This is a genomic window from Enterobacter cloacae complex sp. 2024EL-00227 (assembly GCF_043945315.1).
GTDB classification, from domain to species: domain Bacteria; phylum Pseudomonadota; class Gammaproteobacteria; order Enterobacterales; family Enterobacteriaceae; genus Enterobacter; species Enterobacter roggenkampii.
In genome coordinates, this window is record NZ_JBIMQP010000008.1 from 160250 (window position 1) to 176187 (window position 15938).

Sequence of the window (15938 nt, forward strand, 5' to 3'; positions counted from 1 at the left end):
CCATTTTCCTTTTATCTTAAAATCAGCGTATAATGCGCGCCTAATCCCTGGTGAATGGTTTCAGCGCTTGGAATACAAAAAACAACGTACAACTTCTCCTCTCCTTCGTTGGGCTGTCACTCAGGCACACTTTCTTCTGCACGCTCATTTGATGTCTCCTATCCTTAGTGCGTGTCATATACTCTTTTGCAACACAGGTTTGACTCCGCGGCGGTGCGCCCCCGGAGCGAGATTTCCATATCCTTCCCAACTTAAAGACTAAGACTGTCATGAAAAAGACGAAAATTGTTTGTACTATCGGCCCGAAAACCGAATCTGAAGAGATGCTGAGCAAAATGCTGGACGCCGGCATGAACGTGATGCGTCTGAACTTCTCCCACGGTGACTACGCAGAGCACGGCCAGCGCATCCAGAACTTGCGTAACGTGATGAGCAAGACCGGTAAAAAAGCGGCCATCCTGCTGGATACCAAAGGTCCAGAAATCCGTACCATCAAGCTGGAAGGCGGTAACGACGTCTCTCTGAAAGCGGGCCAGACCTTCACCTTCACCACCGACAAATCCGTCGTCGGCAACAGCGAAATCGTTGCAGTGACCTACGAAGGCTTCACCAGCGATCTGTCCGTCGGTAACACCGTGCTGGTCGACGATGGCCTGATCGGTATGGAAGTCACCGCTATCGAAGGCAACAAAGTTATCTGTAAAGTGCTGAACAACGGCGACCTGGGCGAAAACAAAGGCGTTAACCTGCCGGGCGTCTCCATCGCGCTGCCAGCCCTGGCTGAAAAAGACAAACAGGACCTGATCTTCGGCTGCGAGCAAGGCGTTGACTTCGTCGCGGCCTCCTTCATCCGTAAGCGTTCCGACGTGGTTGAAATCCGTGAGCACCTGAAAGCACACGGCGGCGAGAAGATCCAGATCATCTCCAAAATCGAAAACCAGGAAGGCCTGAACAACTTCGACGAAATCCTCGAAGCGTCTGACGGCATCATGGTTGCACGTGGTGACCTGGGCGTTGAAATCCCGGTTGAAGAAGTGATCTTCGCGCAGAAGATGATGATCGAGAAGTGTGTGCGCGCGCGTAAAGTGGTTATCACCGCCACGCAGATGCTGGACTCCATGATCAAAAACCCACGCCCAACCCGCGCTGAAGCAGGCGACGTGGCAAACGCCATTCTCGACGGTACTGACGCAGTAATGCTGTCCGGTGAATCCGCGAAAGGTAAATACCCGCTGGAAGCGGTCGGCATCATGGCGACCATCTGTGAACGTACTGACCGCGTGATGACCAGCCGTCTGGACTTCAACAACGACAGCCGCAAGCTGCGTATCACCGAAGCAGTATGCCGCGGTGCGGTAGAAACTGCTGAGAAACTGGAAGCACCACTGATTGTGGTTGCTACTCAGGGCGGTAAATCTGCGCGCGCCGTGCGTAAATACTTCCCGGATGCGACCATCCTGGCCCTGACCACCAACGAAACCACCGCTCGTCAGCTGGTGCTGAGCAAAGGCGTCGTTGCGCACCTGGTTAAAGAGATCGCCTCTACTGACGATTTCTACATTCAGGGTAAAGCACTGGCTCTGGAAAGCGGTCTGGCACAGAAAGGCGACGTTGTGGTCATGGTTTCTGGCGCCCTGGTACCAAGCGGCACCACCAATACCGCATCTGTTCACGTGCTGTAATAATTCCCGAACGAATTAATTTGGATAAAAAGCGCCCATTGGGCGCTTTTTTTATTCCCGGCATTAGCCAAACGCATTCAAAATGCAAATCGGGTTTTTCTATTTAATTGCGAATTATCTAAGATGAATCCGATGATAAATGCCTTTTTTTCCTTAGATTTTTGCCCGAAACCGGCTGATTCGGTGCTTCTTTGAGCGAACGATCAAAAATAGGTGTATTCCCATCAAAAAAATATTCTCAACCCAAAAAACTTTGTGTAATACTTGTAACGCTACATGGAGATTAACTCAATCTAGAGGGTATTAATAATGAATCGTACTAAACTGGTACTGGGCGCGGTAATCCTGGGTTCTACTCTGCTGGCTGGTTGCTCCAGCAACGCTAAAATCGATCAGCTGTCTTCTGACGTTCAGACTCTGAACGCTAAAGTTGACCAGCTGAGCAACGACGTGAACGCAATGCGTTCCGACGTTCAGGCTGCTAAAGACGACGCAGCTCGCGCTAACCAGCGTCTGGACAACCAGGCTACTAAATACCGTAAGTAATAGTACCTGTTAATAAAATGGCGCACATTGTGCGCCATTTTTTTTGCCTGCGTCAAACGCCTACTGCGTCACCCTCTCCCCTTCATCTTCCGCTACCGCAGCAGACACCCGGCTGTTCTGCACCGACAACACGCTATTGCTGGCTGACGGGCCGCTACCGGACGACACAATAACCGGGATCCCTGCACGACGTGACAGCGCTTTATCAATCAGCGCCTTATCGCTTCCTGCCTGAGAAACAAAGGCCGCAAAGTCGGCGGAATGGGTAATTGGCGAGACCTGCGGATTTTCCCCTTCTACCTGCGCCAGCGGACGGTGGACCTCAATATAGCGTTTACCATCCGGCTCCACGGAGAACTTCACGGGTTCATTGATAATCTGCACCCGCGTGCCCACCCGCACCTGTTCGAACAGCGCCTTAATGTCCGGGGCGTTCATCCGCATACAGCCAGAGCTGACACGCAGGCCAACGCTGTCCGGCGCGCTGGTGCCATGAATGAGATATTCCCCATTCCCCACGCCTAAACGCAGTGCGAAGCGTCCTAGCGGGTTATTTGGCCCGGCAGGGACCACCGGAGGCAGTTTAATGCCCTGCTCCAGAGAACGTGCTCGTATGCCCGGCGTGGGTGTCCAGGTGGGATTCGGGATCTTCTGGCTCACCCGCGTGGTCGTCACCGGCGTTTCCAGCCCCAGCTGACCAATGCCCAGAGGATAAACCTGAACAATATTTTGCCCCGGCGGGAAGTAGTAGAGCCGAAGCTCAGCAAGATTCACCACAATCCCCTCGCGGGGCGTATCCGGCAACAGCATTTGCGACGGAATGGTTATCACGGTGCCCGGCGCAGGGTTTACCGGCGCAATGGTATTGTTGGTTTCCAGGAGCACCTGCGCCGCCGTATTAAACCGGCGGGCGATGGTCTGCAGCTTATTATCCCCTTCCTGTATCGTGTAGGTTTGATTTTGCCCAATCAGACGACTGCCTGCGGGCGGCAACGGATAGTCCATCGCGCGGGCCGAATGAAGGGCGCCGAGCGAACTGAGGAGTAATAGAGTAATGAGAGACGCGCGCTTCATGCTGAGATTCCTTATTCACTGACAGAACGCCAGAAAGCTGAAAAACCAGCGAGGCGGGAACCACCTCGCGAAACAGAATGAATGCTGTTCTGTAAGTCTAGCTAAGGATTGCAGCTTTGGCGCGAATGGCGCGAATCATCGCTTCCAGTCCCTGAGAGCGGGACGGGGTGAGGTGTTGGGTTAAGGCCATTTTTTCAAACCACGGACGAACATCGAACGCGACGATATCCTGCGCAGACATCTGCTGGTAAAGGCTAAAGACGACCGCAATAAGCCCTTTTACAATGGCGGCATCGCTGTCGCCGCGCAATTCAATCGTGCCGTCATCCGACTGCGCCATCACAATCCACACCTGGCTCTGGCAGCCCTGAATACTGTTCTCCGGGCTGCGCGCCTCTTCACCGAGCGGCGGCAAACGCTGTCCCAGCTCGATGATATAGAGATACTTCTCTTCCCAGTTTGCGCAACGCGAGAAGTTGCGCAGTAATTTATCTTTGTCCGGCAGCTCTGCCATCTTTTGCCTCTCCGTTAGCCCAGCAGCTGGTGAATGCGCTTCAGCCCCGCCACCAGCCTGTCGACCTCTTCCGTCGTGTTGTACATCACCAGCGATGCGCGGCACATTGCCGGTACCTGGTAAAACGCCATCAGCGGCATGGCGCAGTGGTGCCCGGTGCGGACCGCCACGCCGTAGTTATCGAGGAAACTGCCCACGTCATAGGCGTGGTGTTTCCCAAGATTAAACGCGATTACCCCTTGCCGGTTGGCAGGCCCGTAGAGGGTCAAATCCGGCACGCTGGCAAGCTCTGCAAGCGCGTAGTGCATCAGCAGCTGTTCATACTCCTGAATGGCATCAAGACCGATGGCAGAGACGTAAGAGACCGCCGCCCCCAGCCCGATAATGCCCCCGGTGTTGGGCGTGCCCGCCTCAAAACGCCACGGGGCGCGCGCGTAGGTTGTGCCTTCCGTCAGGCTGACGGTGGCGATCATCGACCCGCCCCCTTCCCACGGCGGCATCGCCTGCAGGATCTCTTCTTTCACATACAGCACGCCAATCCCGGTCGGCCCGTAGAGCTTGTGGCCTGAAAAGACGTAGAAATCACAGTCCAGCGCCTGGACGTCAACCGCGTGGTGCATCACCGCCTGAGCGCCGTCAATCAGGACCTTTGCGCCCGCCTGATGGGCCTTCTCGACGATCTCTGCCACCGGGTTTTCTGTCCCCAGCACGTTGGAGACCTGGGTAACCGCCACCAGCCGCGTGCGGTCGTCCAGCAAGAGGTCAAGCTGCTCAAGCTGAAGCGTCCCGTCAGCGTTTAGTGGGATCACCCGCAGCTGCGCCCCTACGCGCTCGCAGAGCATCTGCCACGGGACGATATTGGCGTGGTGCTCCATCTGGGTGATGATGATGTTATCCCCCGCGTGGACCTGCGCGTTGCCCCAGCTGTTAGCGACAAGGTTGATCCCTTCGGTGGTCCCGCGAACAAAGACCAGTTCTTCCGGCGAGCGGGCGTTAAGGAAGGCAGCAAGCTGCGTGCGCACGTTTTCCATACGCTGGGTCGCCTCGGCGCTCAGGGTGTGAATACCGCGATGCACGGCGGCATAGCCGTGGCGATAAAACTCGGCTTCGGCATCCACCACCTGATTCGGCTTCTGCGCGCTGGCCGCGCTGTCCAGGTAGGCCAGCGGCAGACCGTTTACTTCACGGGTCAGAACCGGGAAATCTGCCCGTACTTTTTCGACGGGAAAACTCATGCTTCGCCTCCAGGCAGGCGCTGACCGATCCGATCCAGCACCTGCAGTTTTAACTGACCATCGTGCAGCGCTTCCGTCAGTTCGGCGGCAAACGCGTAGATAATCATTTTCTGCGCCGCCTGCTGGTCGATGCCGCGCGAGCGCAGGTAGAACATCTGCTCGTCGTCGATTCGCCCGACCGTCGCACCGTGGCTGCATTTCACGTCGTCGGCGTAGATCTCCAGCTGCGGCTTGGTGTCCACCTCTGCAAGGCGACCTAACAGCAGATTGTTGTTGGTCATCTGCCCGTCGGTTTTAATGGCGTGCTGCGCCACGTTAATCAGGCCGTTAAACACCGCGCGCCCTTTATCACTCACGATGGTTTTGTGCAGCTGGCGGCTGTTGCAGTAGCCTTTGTTGTGCTCAAGCCAGGTGCGCGTATCGCATACCTCTGATTTAACCGGCATCGCCAGGCTGTTGATGCGCAGCGTGGTGTTTTCACCGTTGAGCTGCGTGCTGGTGTTGTGGCGCAGCACCGCCCCGCCGAGCAGGAAGCTGTGGCTGTACGCGGCGGCATCCTGTCCCAGGACAATGTCGTTATGGGCAAAGTGGTGGCTCTGCGCATTCTCAAACGCCAGCTTGATGTGGTGTAGCTGGGCATTCGCCGCCACGTTCATCGTCAGTCGCGACCCGGTAAAGTGACGTGTCTCATTGAGGCTGACGTAGTGTTCGATGACCGTGGCCTCCGCCCCCTCCGCCAGCTCAAGATGGTGGCGATAGTGCGCGGTATTGATTTCGGCGCCGTCCAGACCCTGAGTGATGTGCATCAGCAGCAGCGGTTTGGCCGGACGCTGGTTACGCTTCACGCCGATATGCGTCACGCTGCGGGCCAGGCTTTCGGTCAGGTGCAGAAAGACCTCAGGCTGAACCGGGGCGCTCAGGCGCTGGCGATCGTCGTTTATCTCAATCTCAAAGCCGCTCTCCTGGAGCGTGTCGCTCAGCTCAGGGCGGAACTGACCGTCGACAAACACCAGGCGCACGGCATCCACGCCAACTGCCAGCGCGTCACGCTGCGCAGGCGTGAGATCCGCCAGACGGGTAACAAACTCAGCGTTCAGCAAGCCATCAAGCGGGGTGTATTTCCAGTTCTCATGCTTACGCGTCGGCAGGCCAAGACGCAGCATCTGCTGCAGATGCTGTTGCGCCTGCTCAGAGCGCGTGCCGCCCTGGGCTTCAAACAGCCGGTGCCACTGCTGGAGCGCATTACTGCTGTTCGGTAAGCCAGCCATAACCCTGCTCCTCCAGTTGTTTAACCAGCGTAAAATCACCGGATTTCACAATGCGCCCCTGGTAAAGCACGTGGACGTAATCCGGCTTGATGTAGTCCAGAATGCGCTGGTAGTGGGTGACGATAATAAACGAGCGCTTGCCGTCGCGCAGGGCGTTCACCCCGTCGGCGACAATCTTCAGGGCGTCGATATCCAGACCGGAGTCGGTCTCATCCAGAATGCACAGCTCGGGCTCCAGCACCGCCATCTGCAAAATGTCGTTACGCTTTTTCTCGCCGCCGGAAAAACCGACGTTCACCGAGCGGGTGAGCAAATCTTCCGGCATTTTCAGCAGCTTGATTTTCTCTTCCATTAAATCCTGGAAGTCGAAGCGGTCGAGCGCCTCCAGCCCCCGGTATTTCCGCACCGCGTTGAGCGCGGTTTGCAGGAAGAACTGGTTGCTGACGCCGGGGATTTCTACCGGATACTGGAAGGCCATAAAGATGCCCTCGCCCGCGCGGTCTTCCGGCGACATCTCCAGCAGATCTTTGCCGTTAAATTCGACCGAGCCGTGGGTCACCTCATAATCTTCGCGTCCCGCCAGCGTCGCAGAAAGCGTACTTTTCCCGGAACCGTTCGGCCCCATGATGGCGTGGACTTCGCCCGGCTTGACGTCAAAATTGAGGCCACGCAGGATGGCTTTATCTTCTACGCTGACCTGTAAATCTTTAATGCTTAACATGTGCTTTCCTTAACCGACGCTGTGTTCAAGACTGATGGCGAGGAGTTTCTGGGCTTCAACGGCAAATTCCAGCGGCAGTTCAGAGAACACGTCCTTACAGAAGCCGTTTACGATCATCGAGATGGCATCCTCTTCGCTGATCCCGCGCTGCAGGCAGTAGAAGAGCTGATCTTCCCCAATCCGTGACGTGGTCGCCTCGTGCTCCAGCTGGGCCGTGTTATTACGGCATTCGACGTATGGGAAGGTATGCGCCCCGCAGTCAGCGCCAATCAGCATCGAGTCACACTGGGTGAAGTTTCGCGCATTGGTCGCCGTCGGCATGATTTTCACCAGCCCGCGATAGCTGTTCTGACTGTGTCCGGCGGAAATCCCTTTCGAGATAATGGTCGATTTGGTGTTTTTACCAATGTGGATCATCTTGGTGCCGGTGTCCGCCTGCTGATGGCCGCTGGTAAGCGCCACCGAGTAAAACTCGCCGATGGAGTTATCCCCGCGCAGGATGCAGCTCGGGTATTTCCAGGTGATGGCCGAACCGGTTTCGGACTGGGTCCACGACATCTTGCTGTTTTCGCCTTCGCACAGCGCACGCTTGGTCACGAAGTTCAGGATGCCGCCGGTATTGCCGTCGCCCGGGAACCAGTTTTGCACCGTCGAGTATTTCACCTCGGCGTCTTTATGGATGATGACCTCCACCACCGCCGCGTGCAGCTGATAGCTGTCGCGGACCGGGGCGGAGCACCCTTCGATGTAGCTGACGTAGCTCCCTTCATCCGCGACCAGAATGGTACGTTCGAACTGGCCGGTTTTTTCGGCATTAATGCGGAAATAGGTGGAAAGCTCCATCGGACAGCGCACGCCTTTCGGCACGTAAATAAAGGTGCCGTCCGAGGCCACCGCAGCGTTAAGCGCCGCAAAGAAGTTGTCGTTAGAGGGCACCACGGTTCCGATGTACTTTTTCACCAGTTCAGGATGATCGTGAATCGCTTCGCCGAAGGAGCAGAAAATGATCCCCTGCTCTGCCAGCTTCTCGCGGTAGGTGGTCGCCACCGAGACCGAGTCAAAGATAGCGTCCACCGCCACCTCTTTCCCTTCGCGCACCGGTACGCCCAGTTGGTTAAAGGCTTCTTCCACCTCTTTGCTGAGGAAACTGTTCTCTGCGCCGGTTTGCTGCACCGCGCCGGGCTGCGAGGCGCAGGTGTCATCGCAGCTGCCGCAGGAGGGCGCGGAGTAGTAGCTGTAATCCTGGTAGTTCAGCTTGTCATAATGCGCTTTCAGCCAGTGCGGCTCTTCCATCTCCAGCCAGGCGCGGTAGGCGCTCAGGCGAAACTCCAGCATCCACTCGGGCTCGTTACGTTTCGCCGAGATCGCCCGCACGACATCCTCGTTGATGCCTTTTGCCAGCTCATCGGTCTGCAGCTGGGTGAAGAACCCCTCTTTATAGTTGAGGTGCCCGCCGCTCCAGGTATTTACTTCACTCGTTGCTTCAGTATTACGAGACATAGTTCCGCCTATACCCCAAAGCTTTCGCCGCAGCCGCATTCGTTCTGGGCTTTCGGGTTATGAAATTTGAATAACTGGTTTAAGCCTTCGCGGACGTAGTCCACTTCGGTGCCGTCGATAAAGGGCATGGCCTGCAGCGCGACGTACAGTTTCGCGCCGTCAGTCTCAAACACCAGGTCATCTTTCTCGGGTTCGGTGACGGTATCAAGCACGTAACCGAAACCTGCGCAGCCGGTCTGTTTGACACCTAAACGCACGCCGAGGATCTCGGGCTTTTTCGCCACCAGCTCGTGAATATGTGCCGCCGCCGCTGGCGTGAGCGTTAACCCGCGCCAGGCAAAATCGGCAGGATTAAAGGTTTCTGAATGCAGTTCCATAGGTCCACCTCATCTGATAAGCCATCAGGGCATAACACCATGTTAGTGATAACGATTATCACTTCAACCCTCTGTCAGCAGGGGCATTCGGCTAAACCGCCCTTTTTGCCTACTTTTATTAAGCATAGACCCTGTGGCAGGATGCAGGCAGGATGGATTCAATTGTTCAATACATTGATTAATAATGCATTTCGTTGTGGCATTTGGGCAGGAGAGGAGAAACGTAAAATATGCATTGGAAATGCCTATTTTTGAGATAGCTTTTGCGTGGAAAGTGACAAAAATAAAAAAAGGCCCTCAAGGCCTCTTACACTTAATGATGAAATGAGACAGCAAACCCCTGTTCACGCCAGTGGTCGAGCTGTTCCTGCTGTCGAGGCGTTGGCGATTTCCCCGTCCAGACGAAGATTTTTTGCCCCGGGAACAGTTCAGGACGCGGCGAATCAATCGGTTCTGCCAGGACGTCGATGTGCCAGCCCTTCTGCGCTAAGCGCGCGGCTTCGAGCCACAGATGGGTGCGGTCATCGCACTCCCAGCCGATCAGGAGAGCGTCTTTACCGGCTTTCTTACGGGACTCCGCCAGGCTTGCAATCGCGAATTCAATCAGGACTCCGTCTAACAGGCTCGCCATGTGACGCACGGTATTTTGGTCCTGGTTCATCCGCTGACGGACGGGAGAAATGATATTGTCAATCAGGGAATCTATCGGGTGATCTCGGCGGAACTCACCAATTTTGGCGCGCAGCTTTGCCGGGCTGGCGTAGCGCAGAACGGTCATCATCTCTTCCTGGAACGAGACCCAGTTACCCTGAGTCAACACTTCCTTGTTTTCCAGCAAGGCTTTTACTTTCCCGACCGAAACGCCGCTCTTCATCAGGCGTTTGATCTCTTCTATACGCAGGATATCTTCATCGTCAAACTGACGATGGCCCCCTTCGCTGCGCTGCGGCTTCAACAATCCATAACGGCGCTGCCAGGCACGCAGCGTAACGGGGTTGATACCGCATCGTTCGGCCACTTCGCCGATACTGTAATAGGCCATTAACTCCCTCACGCTCAGAACTTCCATACCTAACTGCACCAACCTTATCAGATTGTACACACCATTTGTATAACTAAGACCGCATTTTGAACGGGTGAATGGCTTACGACGCCATTCACCTGTTAATACATTGTTGTATAAAATTTACCGTTCGTACAGTTACGTCTGTCCGATTGTGTACAGCTTTATCACAATTCGAACTTTTTCTCCGGCCAGGCAATGGCTGGAATACCGCCGTGCCGGGGGCTGGCAAAAAGATGCCCCTGGAACTGGGAAATTCCCGCAGATTCCAGCCACATCCACTCTTCTGCCTTCTCTACCCCCACCGCGCAGAACTGGATTTCAAGCGAGGAACAGCATTTGATGATCGCCTGAATGATGGCCTGTCGGGGGCCACTTTTATGCACGTTCGCGACCAGATCGCGATTAATCTTAATTCTGTCAGGCTGGAAGTGGGCCAGCAGCTGCAGCCCGGCAAAACCGGCACCAAAGTGATCGATCGTCACGCTGATACCCGCGCTTTTTAACTGCCTGACCGAATCCGTGAATTCATCAAAACGGGAAATGGCTTCGCTCTCGGTGAACTCCACCACGATTTGCTCAGGTACAAACCCGTTTGCTTCAATCGCGGTGAGCAGAAAATCCACGGCGTTGGGAATGTTAACCAGCGTCATAGGCAGCAGGTTCAGGGATAACGTCTGGTCCTGTAACCCCAGCGCGCTGGCCATAGACAGAGCCACCTGCTTGCTCTGCAAATCAGAGGTGTACACTTCCTCCTGCGGAAGACTGGCGAAATAGGCCCCCGGCGAGTCGCCGGACGGGGTGCGGAGAAGCGCCTCCCAGGAGACAACCTGCTGCATAAACGGATCGACTATCGGCTGGAACGCGAAGCTGCAATCCGCCCCTTTCGCGACCACCTCAGGCTGTGCGGACAAACGCGTCTCTTCGCGTACGAAATCCCATGTATCCGCAGGCGGCAGTTCAAAATAGTTCGCTTTTTCCGTGGCCTCGACAAAGGTGCGGAAAAACTGCAGAGGGCGATCGTTATAGGCCAGCTGGTAGCGTGTCGTCCCCTTATTAAGTATCTGCTGCAGCACCTCGTCCCGGTCGAAGTGGCGCAAATCAAAAAGCTCCATACCCACGTTGCCAAAACGCCGGACAGGGCCGTGATCGCGCATTAACTCGACCACGTTATGGTGGCGCGGGTCGTTGCAGATCTGCTCATAGATAGCCGACACGTTCTCAACCGGCCCTTCAAGCAGTTGAAAAAAATGTGTGCCGTTAAACAGCAGGATCCCCGTGACATTGGATTGCCGATTTTTACGATTTGCAGCAGCGACCATTGCTTCCAGCGCTTTCACTGGAACGTCCTCGCAGATATGACTGCGGTAAATGATGGTTGTGAGCATGCTATTCCTGGGGGGTTAGGGTTTTGGCCACGAAAGACGTGGGGAATGTTCATTTATAGCACATTAATTGCCTGACAAATAATTTACATCTCAACCATTTACGGCAGTTAATGAGACCGTTTGACTCGGCTGTACAACTTACCAGCACCTGCGCTTTTTGTACAATATATCCTGCACTCTACCCCCATCACAACGCCAACCCAACGCAATGAAAAATAAATGATTTATAAGATATATCGAAAAAAATCTAAAAATCTGTACATTTTAGATGTACAGATTTGGAAATTGTGTATACCTTAAATGTAACGTTACTGATTACAAAATTTTACAGGAGCGAAACATGCAGCAGAAAGGTTACGTCGCAGATTCCGCAGCAGCAATCGCACAGTACTTCGAAAAAGCCGCTCTTCCGACCCAACAGGAAACGCTGGGCCAGGTGGTTGTTGAAATTCTCAGCGACGGGCGAAACCTTAATCGCAAATCGCTTTGTACAAAATTGCTCAGCCGCCTCGAAAAGGCCGATGGGCCGGAAGAGGAAGAGCATTACCACATGCTGCTTGGTCTGCTCTTCGAACGGTAAGGATATGAATCGCAGTAACGCAGACCGATTGATAGACCAGCTTATCGGTGAAGCCGTTCTCTCTCTTCTGAAAGAGCGGGGGCCGGTGACAACAGAAGGCTTGCTACAGCGTCTGCGGGTCATGAAAGAACATGAAAAGGATCCCCAGCGGCGGGAGACACTTGCGATGGTGATTGCCGAGATCGGCTCAAACAGCATCGCCTTTACACGTCGCAGAACCGCGCAAGGACGAACAATAAGAGAGGGATCTCTCAACGATAACCGAGACAATGTAGTGCCGTTATTTGGAAGTGGAAAACCGTCCGATCCCAAAAAAATACATTGACTGCAATTTAACAGCTACGGTGAGAACAAATGAGACAAAATATTCAGCTTCAACCCGAATATCACTCTGCTTTTTTAGACAGTGCGCTGGCGGAGTATTTCCGCCATGCAGGCGATCGTTTTGCTGAAGAGTCCGCTATTTTTTCTACTGCAGTACGCTGTGTTCTGGCCTCCGAAGGGCATCTGTCCAATAAGGCGATCATCCTCTGGCTCATTCAGACGCTGGAAGCCACCAATGACGTGGTTCAGGCGGATGTGATTCGCAAGACGCTGGAAATCGTGGTGGGTTACACGATGGACGATCTCTGAGTTCCTGCTCGCCACGCCCCCTAACGTGTCATCGTCAAAACTGACGATCGGCCTGACGATGACACGCGCCCTCCCCGCATAACGCCCTGTAATCCATGAAAAACCAACCTGGCACGGTTCCTGCTTACCTCCGTATACGGGACTGGGTTTCCAGTCAACTTTGCTTCATTTCTTAACAGGTCTGTTATTGATGAAAAAGATCGCCAGCGTCTGCCCGTACTGCGGTGCAGGCTGTAAATTGAACCTTGTCGTTGAAAATAACCGTATCATCCGTGCCGAAGCGGCAGAGGGGGTCACAAACCAGGGCACCTTATGTCTGAAAGGGTTTTACGGCTGGGACTTCCTCAACGACACCCGTCTTCTCACCCCCCGCCTTACCCAGCCCATGATCCGCTACCGCAAAGGCGAAGCCTTCACCCCCGTTACCTGGGAAGAGGCGATCCGCTACACCGCCCACAGGCTCAGCAGCATTAAAGCGCAGCACGGGCCGCGGTCGATCATGACCACCGGCTCCTCTCGCGGCACCGGCAATGAAACCAACTACGTGATGCAAAAGTTTGCCCGCGCGGTGCTGAACACCAACAACGTGGACTGCTGCGCGCGCGTCTGTCATGGCCCGTCCGTGGCGGGTTTACAGGAAACGCTCGGCAACGGCGCGATGAGCAACTCCATTAACGATATTGAAAACTCAAAATGTCTGCTGGTGTTTGGCTATAACTGCGCGGACTCCCACCCTATCGTTGCCCGCCGCGTGCTGAAAGCGCGTGAAAACGGCGCAAAAATTATCGTCTGCGATCCGCGCCGTATTGAAACGGCGCGTATTGCCGACCAACATCTTCAGCTGAAAAACGGCAGCAACATGGCGCTGGTGAACGCCTTTGGCTATGTGCTGCTGGAAGAGGAGCTGTACGACAAAAGCTACGTGGCGCGCTTTACGGAAGGGCTTGAGGCCTACCGGCAAACGGTAAAAGACTATGCGCCTGAGAAGGTCGAACATCTTACCGGCATCCCCGCCCGTGATGTCCGCCAGGCGATGCGCACGTTCGCGGCGGCTCCTTCCGCTACCGTGATGTGGGGAATGGGCGTGACCCAGTTTGGTCAGGCCGTTGACGTGGTCAAAGGGCTGTCCAGCCTGGCGCTGCTGACCGGGAATCTCGGTCGCCCTGCCGTCGGCGTCGGGCCGGTGCGCGGTCAGAACAACGTCCAGGGTGCCTGCGATATGGGCGTACTGCCGAATATGTTCCCCGGCTATCAGGATGTGACCGACCCGGCGGTCCGGCAGAAGTTCGCTGATGCCTGGGGTATTGATGTCAATAAAATGGACGATCGCGTCGGGACGCGCATTACCGAAGTGCCGCATCTTGCGCTGGAAGGCAAGGTCAAAGCCTATTACATCATGGGAGAAGATCCGCTCCAGACGGAAGCCGATCTCGGCCTGGTGCGCAGCGGTTTTGAAGCGCTCGAGTTTGTCGTGGTTCAGGACATCTTTATGACCAAAACGGCAGAGGTGGCGGACGTTCTGCTTCCGGCTACCTCATGGGGTGAACACGGCGGCGTCTTTACCTGTGCCGATCGCGGCTTCCAGCGTTTTGGCAAAGCCATTGAAGCCAGCGGCAACGTGAAGCGCGACTGGGAGATCATCAGCCTGCTCGCCACCGAGATGGGCTATCCGATGCATTATGACTCCAACCAGCAGATCTGGGACGAGATGCGCGAGCTGTGCCCGCTCTTCTACGGCGTGACGTATGAAAAAATGGGCGAGATGGGTCACGTTCAATGGCCGTGCCCGACGCTGGATCATCCCGGTACGCCGTACCTGTACAAAGATAATCAGTTCGATACCCCGAGCGGTAAAGGGCAGCTCTTTGCCGCACCGTGGCGCGCGCCGGCGGAAACTCCGGATGCGGATTTCCCGCTGGTGCTCTGTACGGTCCGCGAGGTGGGCCACTACTCCTGCCGCTCCATGACCGGGAACTGTGCCGCGCTGCAAAGCCTGGCCGACGAGCCGGGCCGGGTGCAAATGAACCCTGCCGATGCGGACAAGCTGGGCATTACTGACGGACAGCTGGTCTGGGTACGCTCCCGCCGGGGGAAAGTAATTTCCCGCGCCAGCATCAGCGAGCGCATCAACGCCGGGGCCGTTTATATGACCTATCAGTGGTGGATTGGCGCCTGCAACGAGCTAACCCAGGATAACCTCGATCCCATCTCCAAAACCCCGGAAACGAAGTACTGCGCGGTGCAGCTGGAGGCGATTGAGGACCAGCGCTGGGCAGAGGACTATGCCGCATCGGCGTATCAGTCCATGAAGTCGCGGCTGATAAGTGCGGCGAACGTCTGAGGAAAATGCCGGGTGCCGTAACCGCCACCCGGCAATCGCGTACGGTATCATGCAATAACAAGCAACTCGCTTACCCGCCCCAAAGAGAAGCGCTATAATTAGCCAGGTTTTTTTTAAGGCTGTCGGCAACCATGTCCCTTCCAGAAAAGTCTCAGCGGGGTTCTCCCCACGCGCAAGCGCTTATTTCACACCTGTTACCTGATTGCACAACGCGACATACCGCCCGCGGCGAGCGGCTGGACCTGCAGGTCAATGGTCAGGGTATGTGCTATTTAATTCTTGAAGGAACCATCGCCGTCTACAGAAGAAGCGATAACATGATGCTGTCTACGGCCCGAAGCCCTGCTGTTTTCGGCCTCGCTAACCTCACTGATATCTATTTTAGTGATTATCTTAAGACCGTCAGCCCGTGCCTGATCGGGACGATCACCACAGAAAGGGTGAATGCCATTATTAAAGAGAAGGCGCTTTGGGGACTGCTCTCTCAACAGCTCATGTATGTGTATAGCCGTCTCTATAACAACGTGATGCCGCAGGGCGCGCCGACGGCGTATGAGATGATTCGCCAGCAGTTAATAAAGCTGACGGAGGAAGAGGAAGATTATCGGCTCAGCGTGACGGCGGAAAAGTATATCAGGGAGAAAACCCACCTCTCCCGCAGCGGCGTGATGCGCATTCTGGCGGATTTGAAAACCGGCGGATTTATCGAAATGGAAGAAGGCAGGCTTATCAAAATCAACAAGCTCCCCGCTAAATACTGAATCTCAGACACAAAAAAGGCCGCAGTTGCGGCCTTTTCAACATTACTCTCTCAATGGACGTGAACGCCCAACCGCCAGGCAAAGTAGATCTCTTCTTTCAGCTCATTCGAAGAGAGCGCCAGCAAATCTGTAAATTCCAGCTCAAGCTGTTTCAGCTTTTTCAGGTACTGCGCCGGGGACAGATTGCTCTTATCGCGACGTAAATATTCAATTGCCAGCTGTGTTGGGGTTATTTCAGTATCCATGATGTCCTCG

17 protein-coding genes are annotated in these 15938 nt (G+C 55.1%); 7 read left to right on the forward strand and 10 right to left on the reverse strand.

The features are described from left to right. The first annotated feature begins 269 nt into the window (after nt 1-269). Together pykF and lpp are read left to right on the forward strand one after the other, a co-directional pair. Nucleotides 270-1682 carry a pyruvate kinase PykF gene (pykF, locus tag ACHH0Z_RS15515; protein WP_045284943.1) on the forward strand — a complete coding sequence of 471 codons (1413 nt, stop codon included), beginning with the start codon at nt 270-272 and terminating at the stop codon, nt 1680-1682. 309 nt (nt 1683-1991) lie between these two features. Next, nucleotides 1992-2228, forward strand: a complete 237-nt coding sequence (lpp, locus tag ACHH0Z_RS15520) for a murein lipoprotein Lpp (protein ID WP_001082307.1) — start codon at nt 1992-1994, stop codon at nt 2226-2228. Between the two features lie 60 nt (nt 2229-2288). On the opposite strand, the gene ACHH0Z_RS15525 is transcribed toward lpp, so the two are convergent. The 9 genes from ACHH0Z_RS15525 to ACHH0Z_RS15565 form a co-directional block, all read right to left on the reverse strand. Next, on the reverse strand, nt 2289-3302 hold the full coding sequence (locus tag ACHH0Z_RS15525) for a L,D-transpeptidase family protein (RefSeq protein ID WP_045336088.1): 1014 nt from the start codon (nt 3300-3302) through the stop codon (nt 2289-2291). A gap of 97 nt (nt 3303-3399) precedes the next feature. Further along, the gene (gene sufE / locus ACHH0Z_RS15530; RefSeq protein ID WP_045406258.1) at nt 3400-3816 is read right to left on the reverse strand and encodes a cysteine desulfuration protein SufE; all 417 of its coding nucleotides are present in this window, start codon (nt 3814-3816) and stop codon (nt 3400-3402) included. A 14-nt stretch (nt 3817-3830) separates the two neighbouring features. Then, the gene (sufS, locus tag ACHH0Z_RS15535; RefSeq protein WP_045406260.1) at nt 3831-5051 is read right to left on the reverse strand and encodes a cysteine desulfurase SufS; all 1221 of its coding nucleotides are present in this window, start codon (nt 5049-5051) and stop codon (nt 3831-3833) included. Next, on the reverse strand, nt 5048-6319 hold the full coding sequence (gene sufD / locus ACHH0Z_RS15540) for a Fe-S cluster assembly protein SufD (RefSeq protein WP_045353747.1): 1272 nt from the start codon (nt 6317-6319) through the stop codon (nt 5048-5050). The genes sufS and sufD overlap by 4 nt, the downstream gene beginning before the upstream one ends. Next, nucleotides 6294-7040, reverse strand: a complete 747-nt coding sequence (gene sufC / locus ACHH0Z_RS15545) for a Fe-S cluster assembly ATPase SufC (protein ID WP_008500629.1) — start codon at nt 7038-7040, stop codon at nt 6294-6296. Before sufC ends, sufD begins: the two co-directional genes overlap by 26 nt. Before the next feature lie 9 nt (nt 7041-7049). Continuing rightward, entirely contained in the window at nt 7050-8540 is a 1491-nt protein-coding gene (sufB, locus tag ACHH0Z_RS15550; RefSeq protein WP_021241107.1) for a Fe-S cluster assembly protein SufB, read from the reverse strand. A gap of 8 nt (nt 8541-8548) precedes the next feature. Further along, entirely contained in the window at nt 8549-8917 is a 369-nt protein-coding gene (gene sufA / locus ACHH0Z_RS15555) for a Fe-S cluster assembly scaffold SufA (protein ID WP_008500631.1), read from the reverse strand. Between the two features lie 313 nt (nt 8918-9230). Beyond that, the gene (locus ACHH0Z_RS15560; protein WP_008500632.1) at nt 9231-9959 is read right to left on the reverse strand and encodes a MerR family transcriptional regulator; all 729 of its coding nucleotides are present in this window, start codon (nt 9957-9959) and stop codon (nt 9231-9233) included. 188 nt (nt 9960-10147) lie between these two features. Next, nucleotides 10148-11368, reverse strand: a complete 1221-nt coding sequence (locus tag ACHH0Z_RS15565; protein ID WP_045406262.1) for a diguanylate phosphodiesterase — start codon at nt 11366-11368, stop codon at nt 10148-10150. A 340-nt stretch (nt 11369-11708) separates the two neighbouring features. Here ACHH0Z_RS15565 and ycgZ point away from each other — a divergent pair, with 340 nt between their 5' ends. The 5 genes from ycgZ to ACHH0Z_RS15590 all read left to right on the forward strand — a co-directional run bounded on the left by ycgZ (nt 11709) and on the right by ACHH0Z_RS15590 (nt 15683). Continuing rightward, nucleotides 11709-11948 (forward strand): regulatory protein YcgZ, encoded by a 240-nt coding sequence (gene ycgZ, locus ACHH0Z_RS15570; RefSeq protein WP_008500634.1) that lies wholly within the window; start codon nt 11709-11711, stop codon nt 11946-11948. 4 nt (nt 11949-11952) lie between these two features. After that, nucleotides 11953-12273, forward strand: a complete 321-nt coding sequence (locus ACHH0Z_RS15575) for a hypothetical protein (RefSeq protein WP_045406264.1) — start codon at nt 11953-11955, stop codon at nt 12271-12273. Between the two features lie 29 nt (nt 12274-12302). Next, nucleotides 12303-12581 (forward strand): biofilm development regulator YmgB/AriR family protein, encoded by a 279-nt coding sequence (locus ACHH0Z_RS15580; protein ID WP_023327185.1) that lies wholly within the window; start codon nt 12303-12305, stop codon nt 12579-12581. Between the two features lie 190 nt (nt 12582-12771). Beyond that, nucleotides 12772-14922, forward strand: coding sequence for a formate dehydrogenase subunit alpha (fdhF, locus tag ACHH0Z_RS15585; protein ID WP_023327184.1), 2151 nt, complete (start codon nt 12772-12774; stop codon nt 14920-14922). A 131-nt stretch (nt 14923-15053) separates the two neighbouring features. Continuing rightward, entirely contained in the window at nt 15054-15683 is a 630-nt protein-coding gene (locus ACHH0Z_RS15590) for a helix-turn-helix domain-containing protein (protein ID WP_021241103.1), read from the forward strand. Between the two features lie 50 nt (nt 15684-15733). Here the strand turns inward: ACHH0Z_RS15590 and ACHH0Z_RS15595 are convergent, their stop codons facing one another. Continuing rightward, entirely contained in the window at nt 15734-15928 is a 195-nt protein-coding gene (locus ACHH0Z_RS15595) for a YdiH family protein (RefSeq protein WP_003857766.1), read from the reverse strand. Nucleotides 15929-15938 lie beyond the last annotated feature (10 nt).

Bases quoted from the DNA above. Each gene is read 5' to 3' on its own strand.
- sufD (WP_045353747.1), bottom strand. From the start codon at position 6,319: ATGGCTGGCTTACCGAACAGCAGTAATGCGCTCCAGCAGTGGCACCGG.
- sufE (WP_045406258.1), bottom strand. From the start codon at position 3,816: ATGGCAGAGCTGCCGGACAAAGATAAATTACTGCGCAACTTCTCGCGT.
- sufA (WP_008500631.1), bottom strand. From the start codon at position 8,917: ATGGAACTGCATTCAGAAACCTTTAATCCTGCCGATTTTGCCTGGCGC.
- sufB (WP_021241107.1), bottom strand. From the start codon at position 8,540: ATGTCTCGTAATACTGAAGCAACGAGTGAAGTAAATACCTGGAGCGGC.
- ACHH0Z_RS15575 (WP_045406264.1), top strand. From the start codon at position 11,953: ATGAATCGCAGTAACGCAGACCGATTGATAGACCAGCTTATCGGTGAA.
- ACHH0Z_RS15525 (WP_045336088.1), bottom strand. From the start codon at position 3,302: ATGAAGCGCGCGTCTCTCATTACTCTATTACTCCTCAGTTCGCTCGGC.
- ACHH0Z_RS15595 (WP_003857766.1), bottom strand. From the start codon at position 15,928: ATGGATACTGAAATAACCCCAACACAGCTGGCAATTGAATATTTACGT.
- pykF (WP_045284943.1), top strand. From the start codon at position 270: ATGAAAAAGACGAAAATTGTTTGTACTATCGGCCCGAAAACCGAATCT.
- sufS (WP_045406260.1), bottom strand. From the start codon at position 5,051: ATGAGTTTTCCCGTCGAAAAAGTACGGGCAGATTTCCCGGTTCTGACC.
- ACHH0Z_RS15590 (WP_021241103.1), top strand. From the start codon at position 15,054: ATGTCCCTTCCAGAAAAGTCTCAGCGGGGTTCTCCCCACGCGCAAGCG.
- fdhF (WP_023327184.1), top strand. From the start codon at position 12,772: ATGAAAAAGATCGCCAGCGTCTGCCCGTACTGCGGTGCAGGCTGTAAA.
- ycgZ (WP_008500634.1), top strand. From the start codon at position 11,709: ATGCAGCAGAAAGGTTACGTCGCAGATTCCGCAGCAGCAATCGCACAG.
- ACHH0Z_RS15565 (WP_045406262.1), bottom strand. From the start codon at position 11,368: ATGCTCACAACCATCATTTACCGCAGTCATATCTGCGAGGACGTTCCA.
- lpp (WP_001082307.1), top strand. From the start codon at position 1,992: ATGAATCGTACTAAACTGGTACTGGGCGCGGTAATCCTGGGTTCTACT.
- sufC (WP_008500629.1), bottom strand. From the start codon at position 7,040: ATGTTAAGCATTAAAGATTTACAGGTCAGCGTAGAAGATAAAGCCATC.
- ACHH0Z_RS15560 (WP_008500632.1), bottom strand. From the start codon at position 9,959: ATGGCCTATTACAGTATCGGCGAAGTGGCCGAACGATGCGGTATCAAC.
- ACHH0Z_RS15580 (WP_023327185.1), top strand. From the start codon at position 12,303: ATGAGACAAAATATTCAGCTTCAACCCGAATATCACTCTGCTTTTTTA.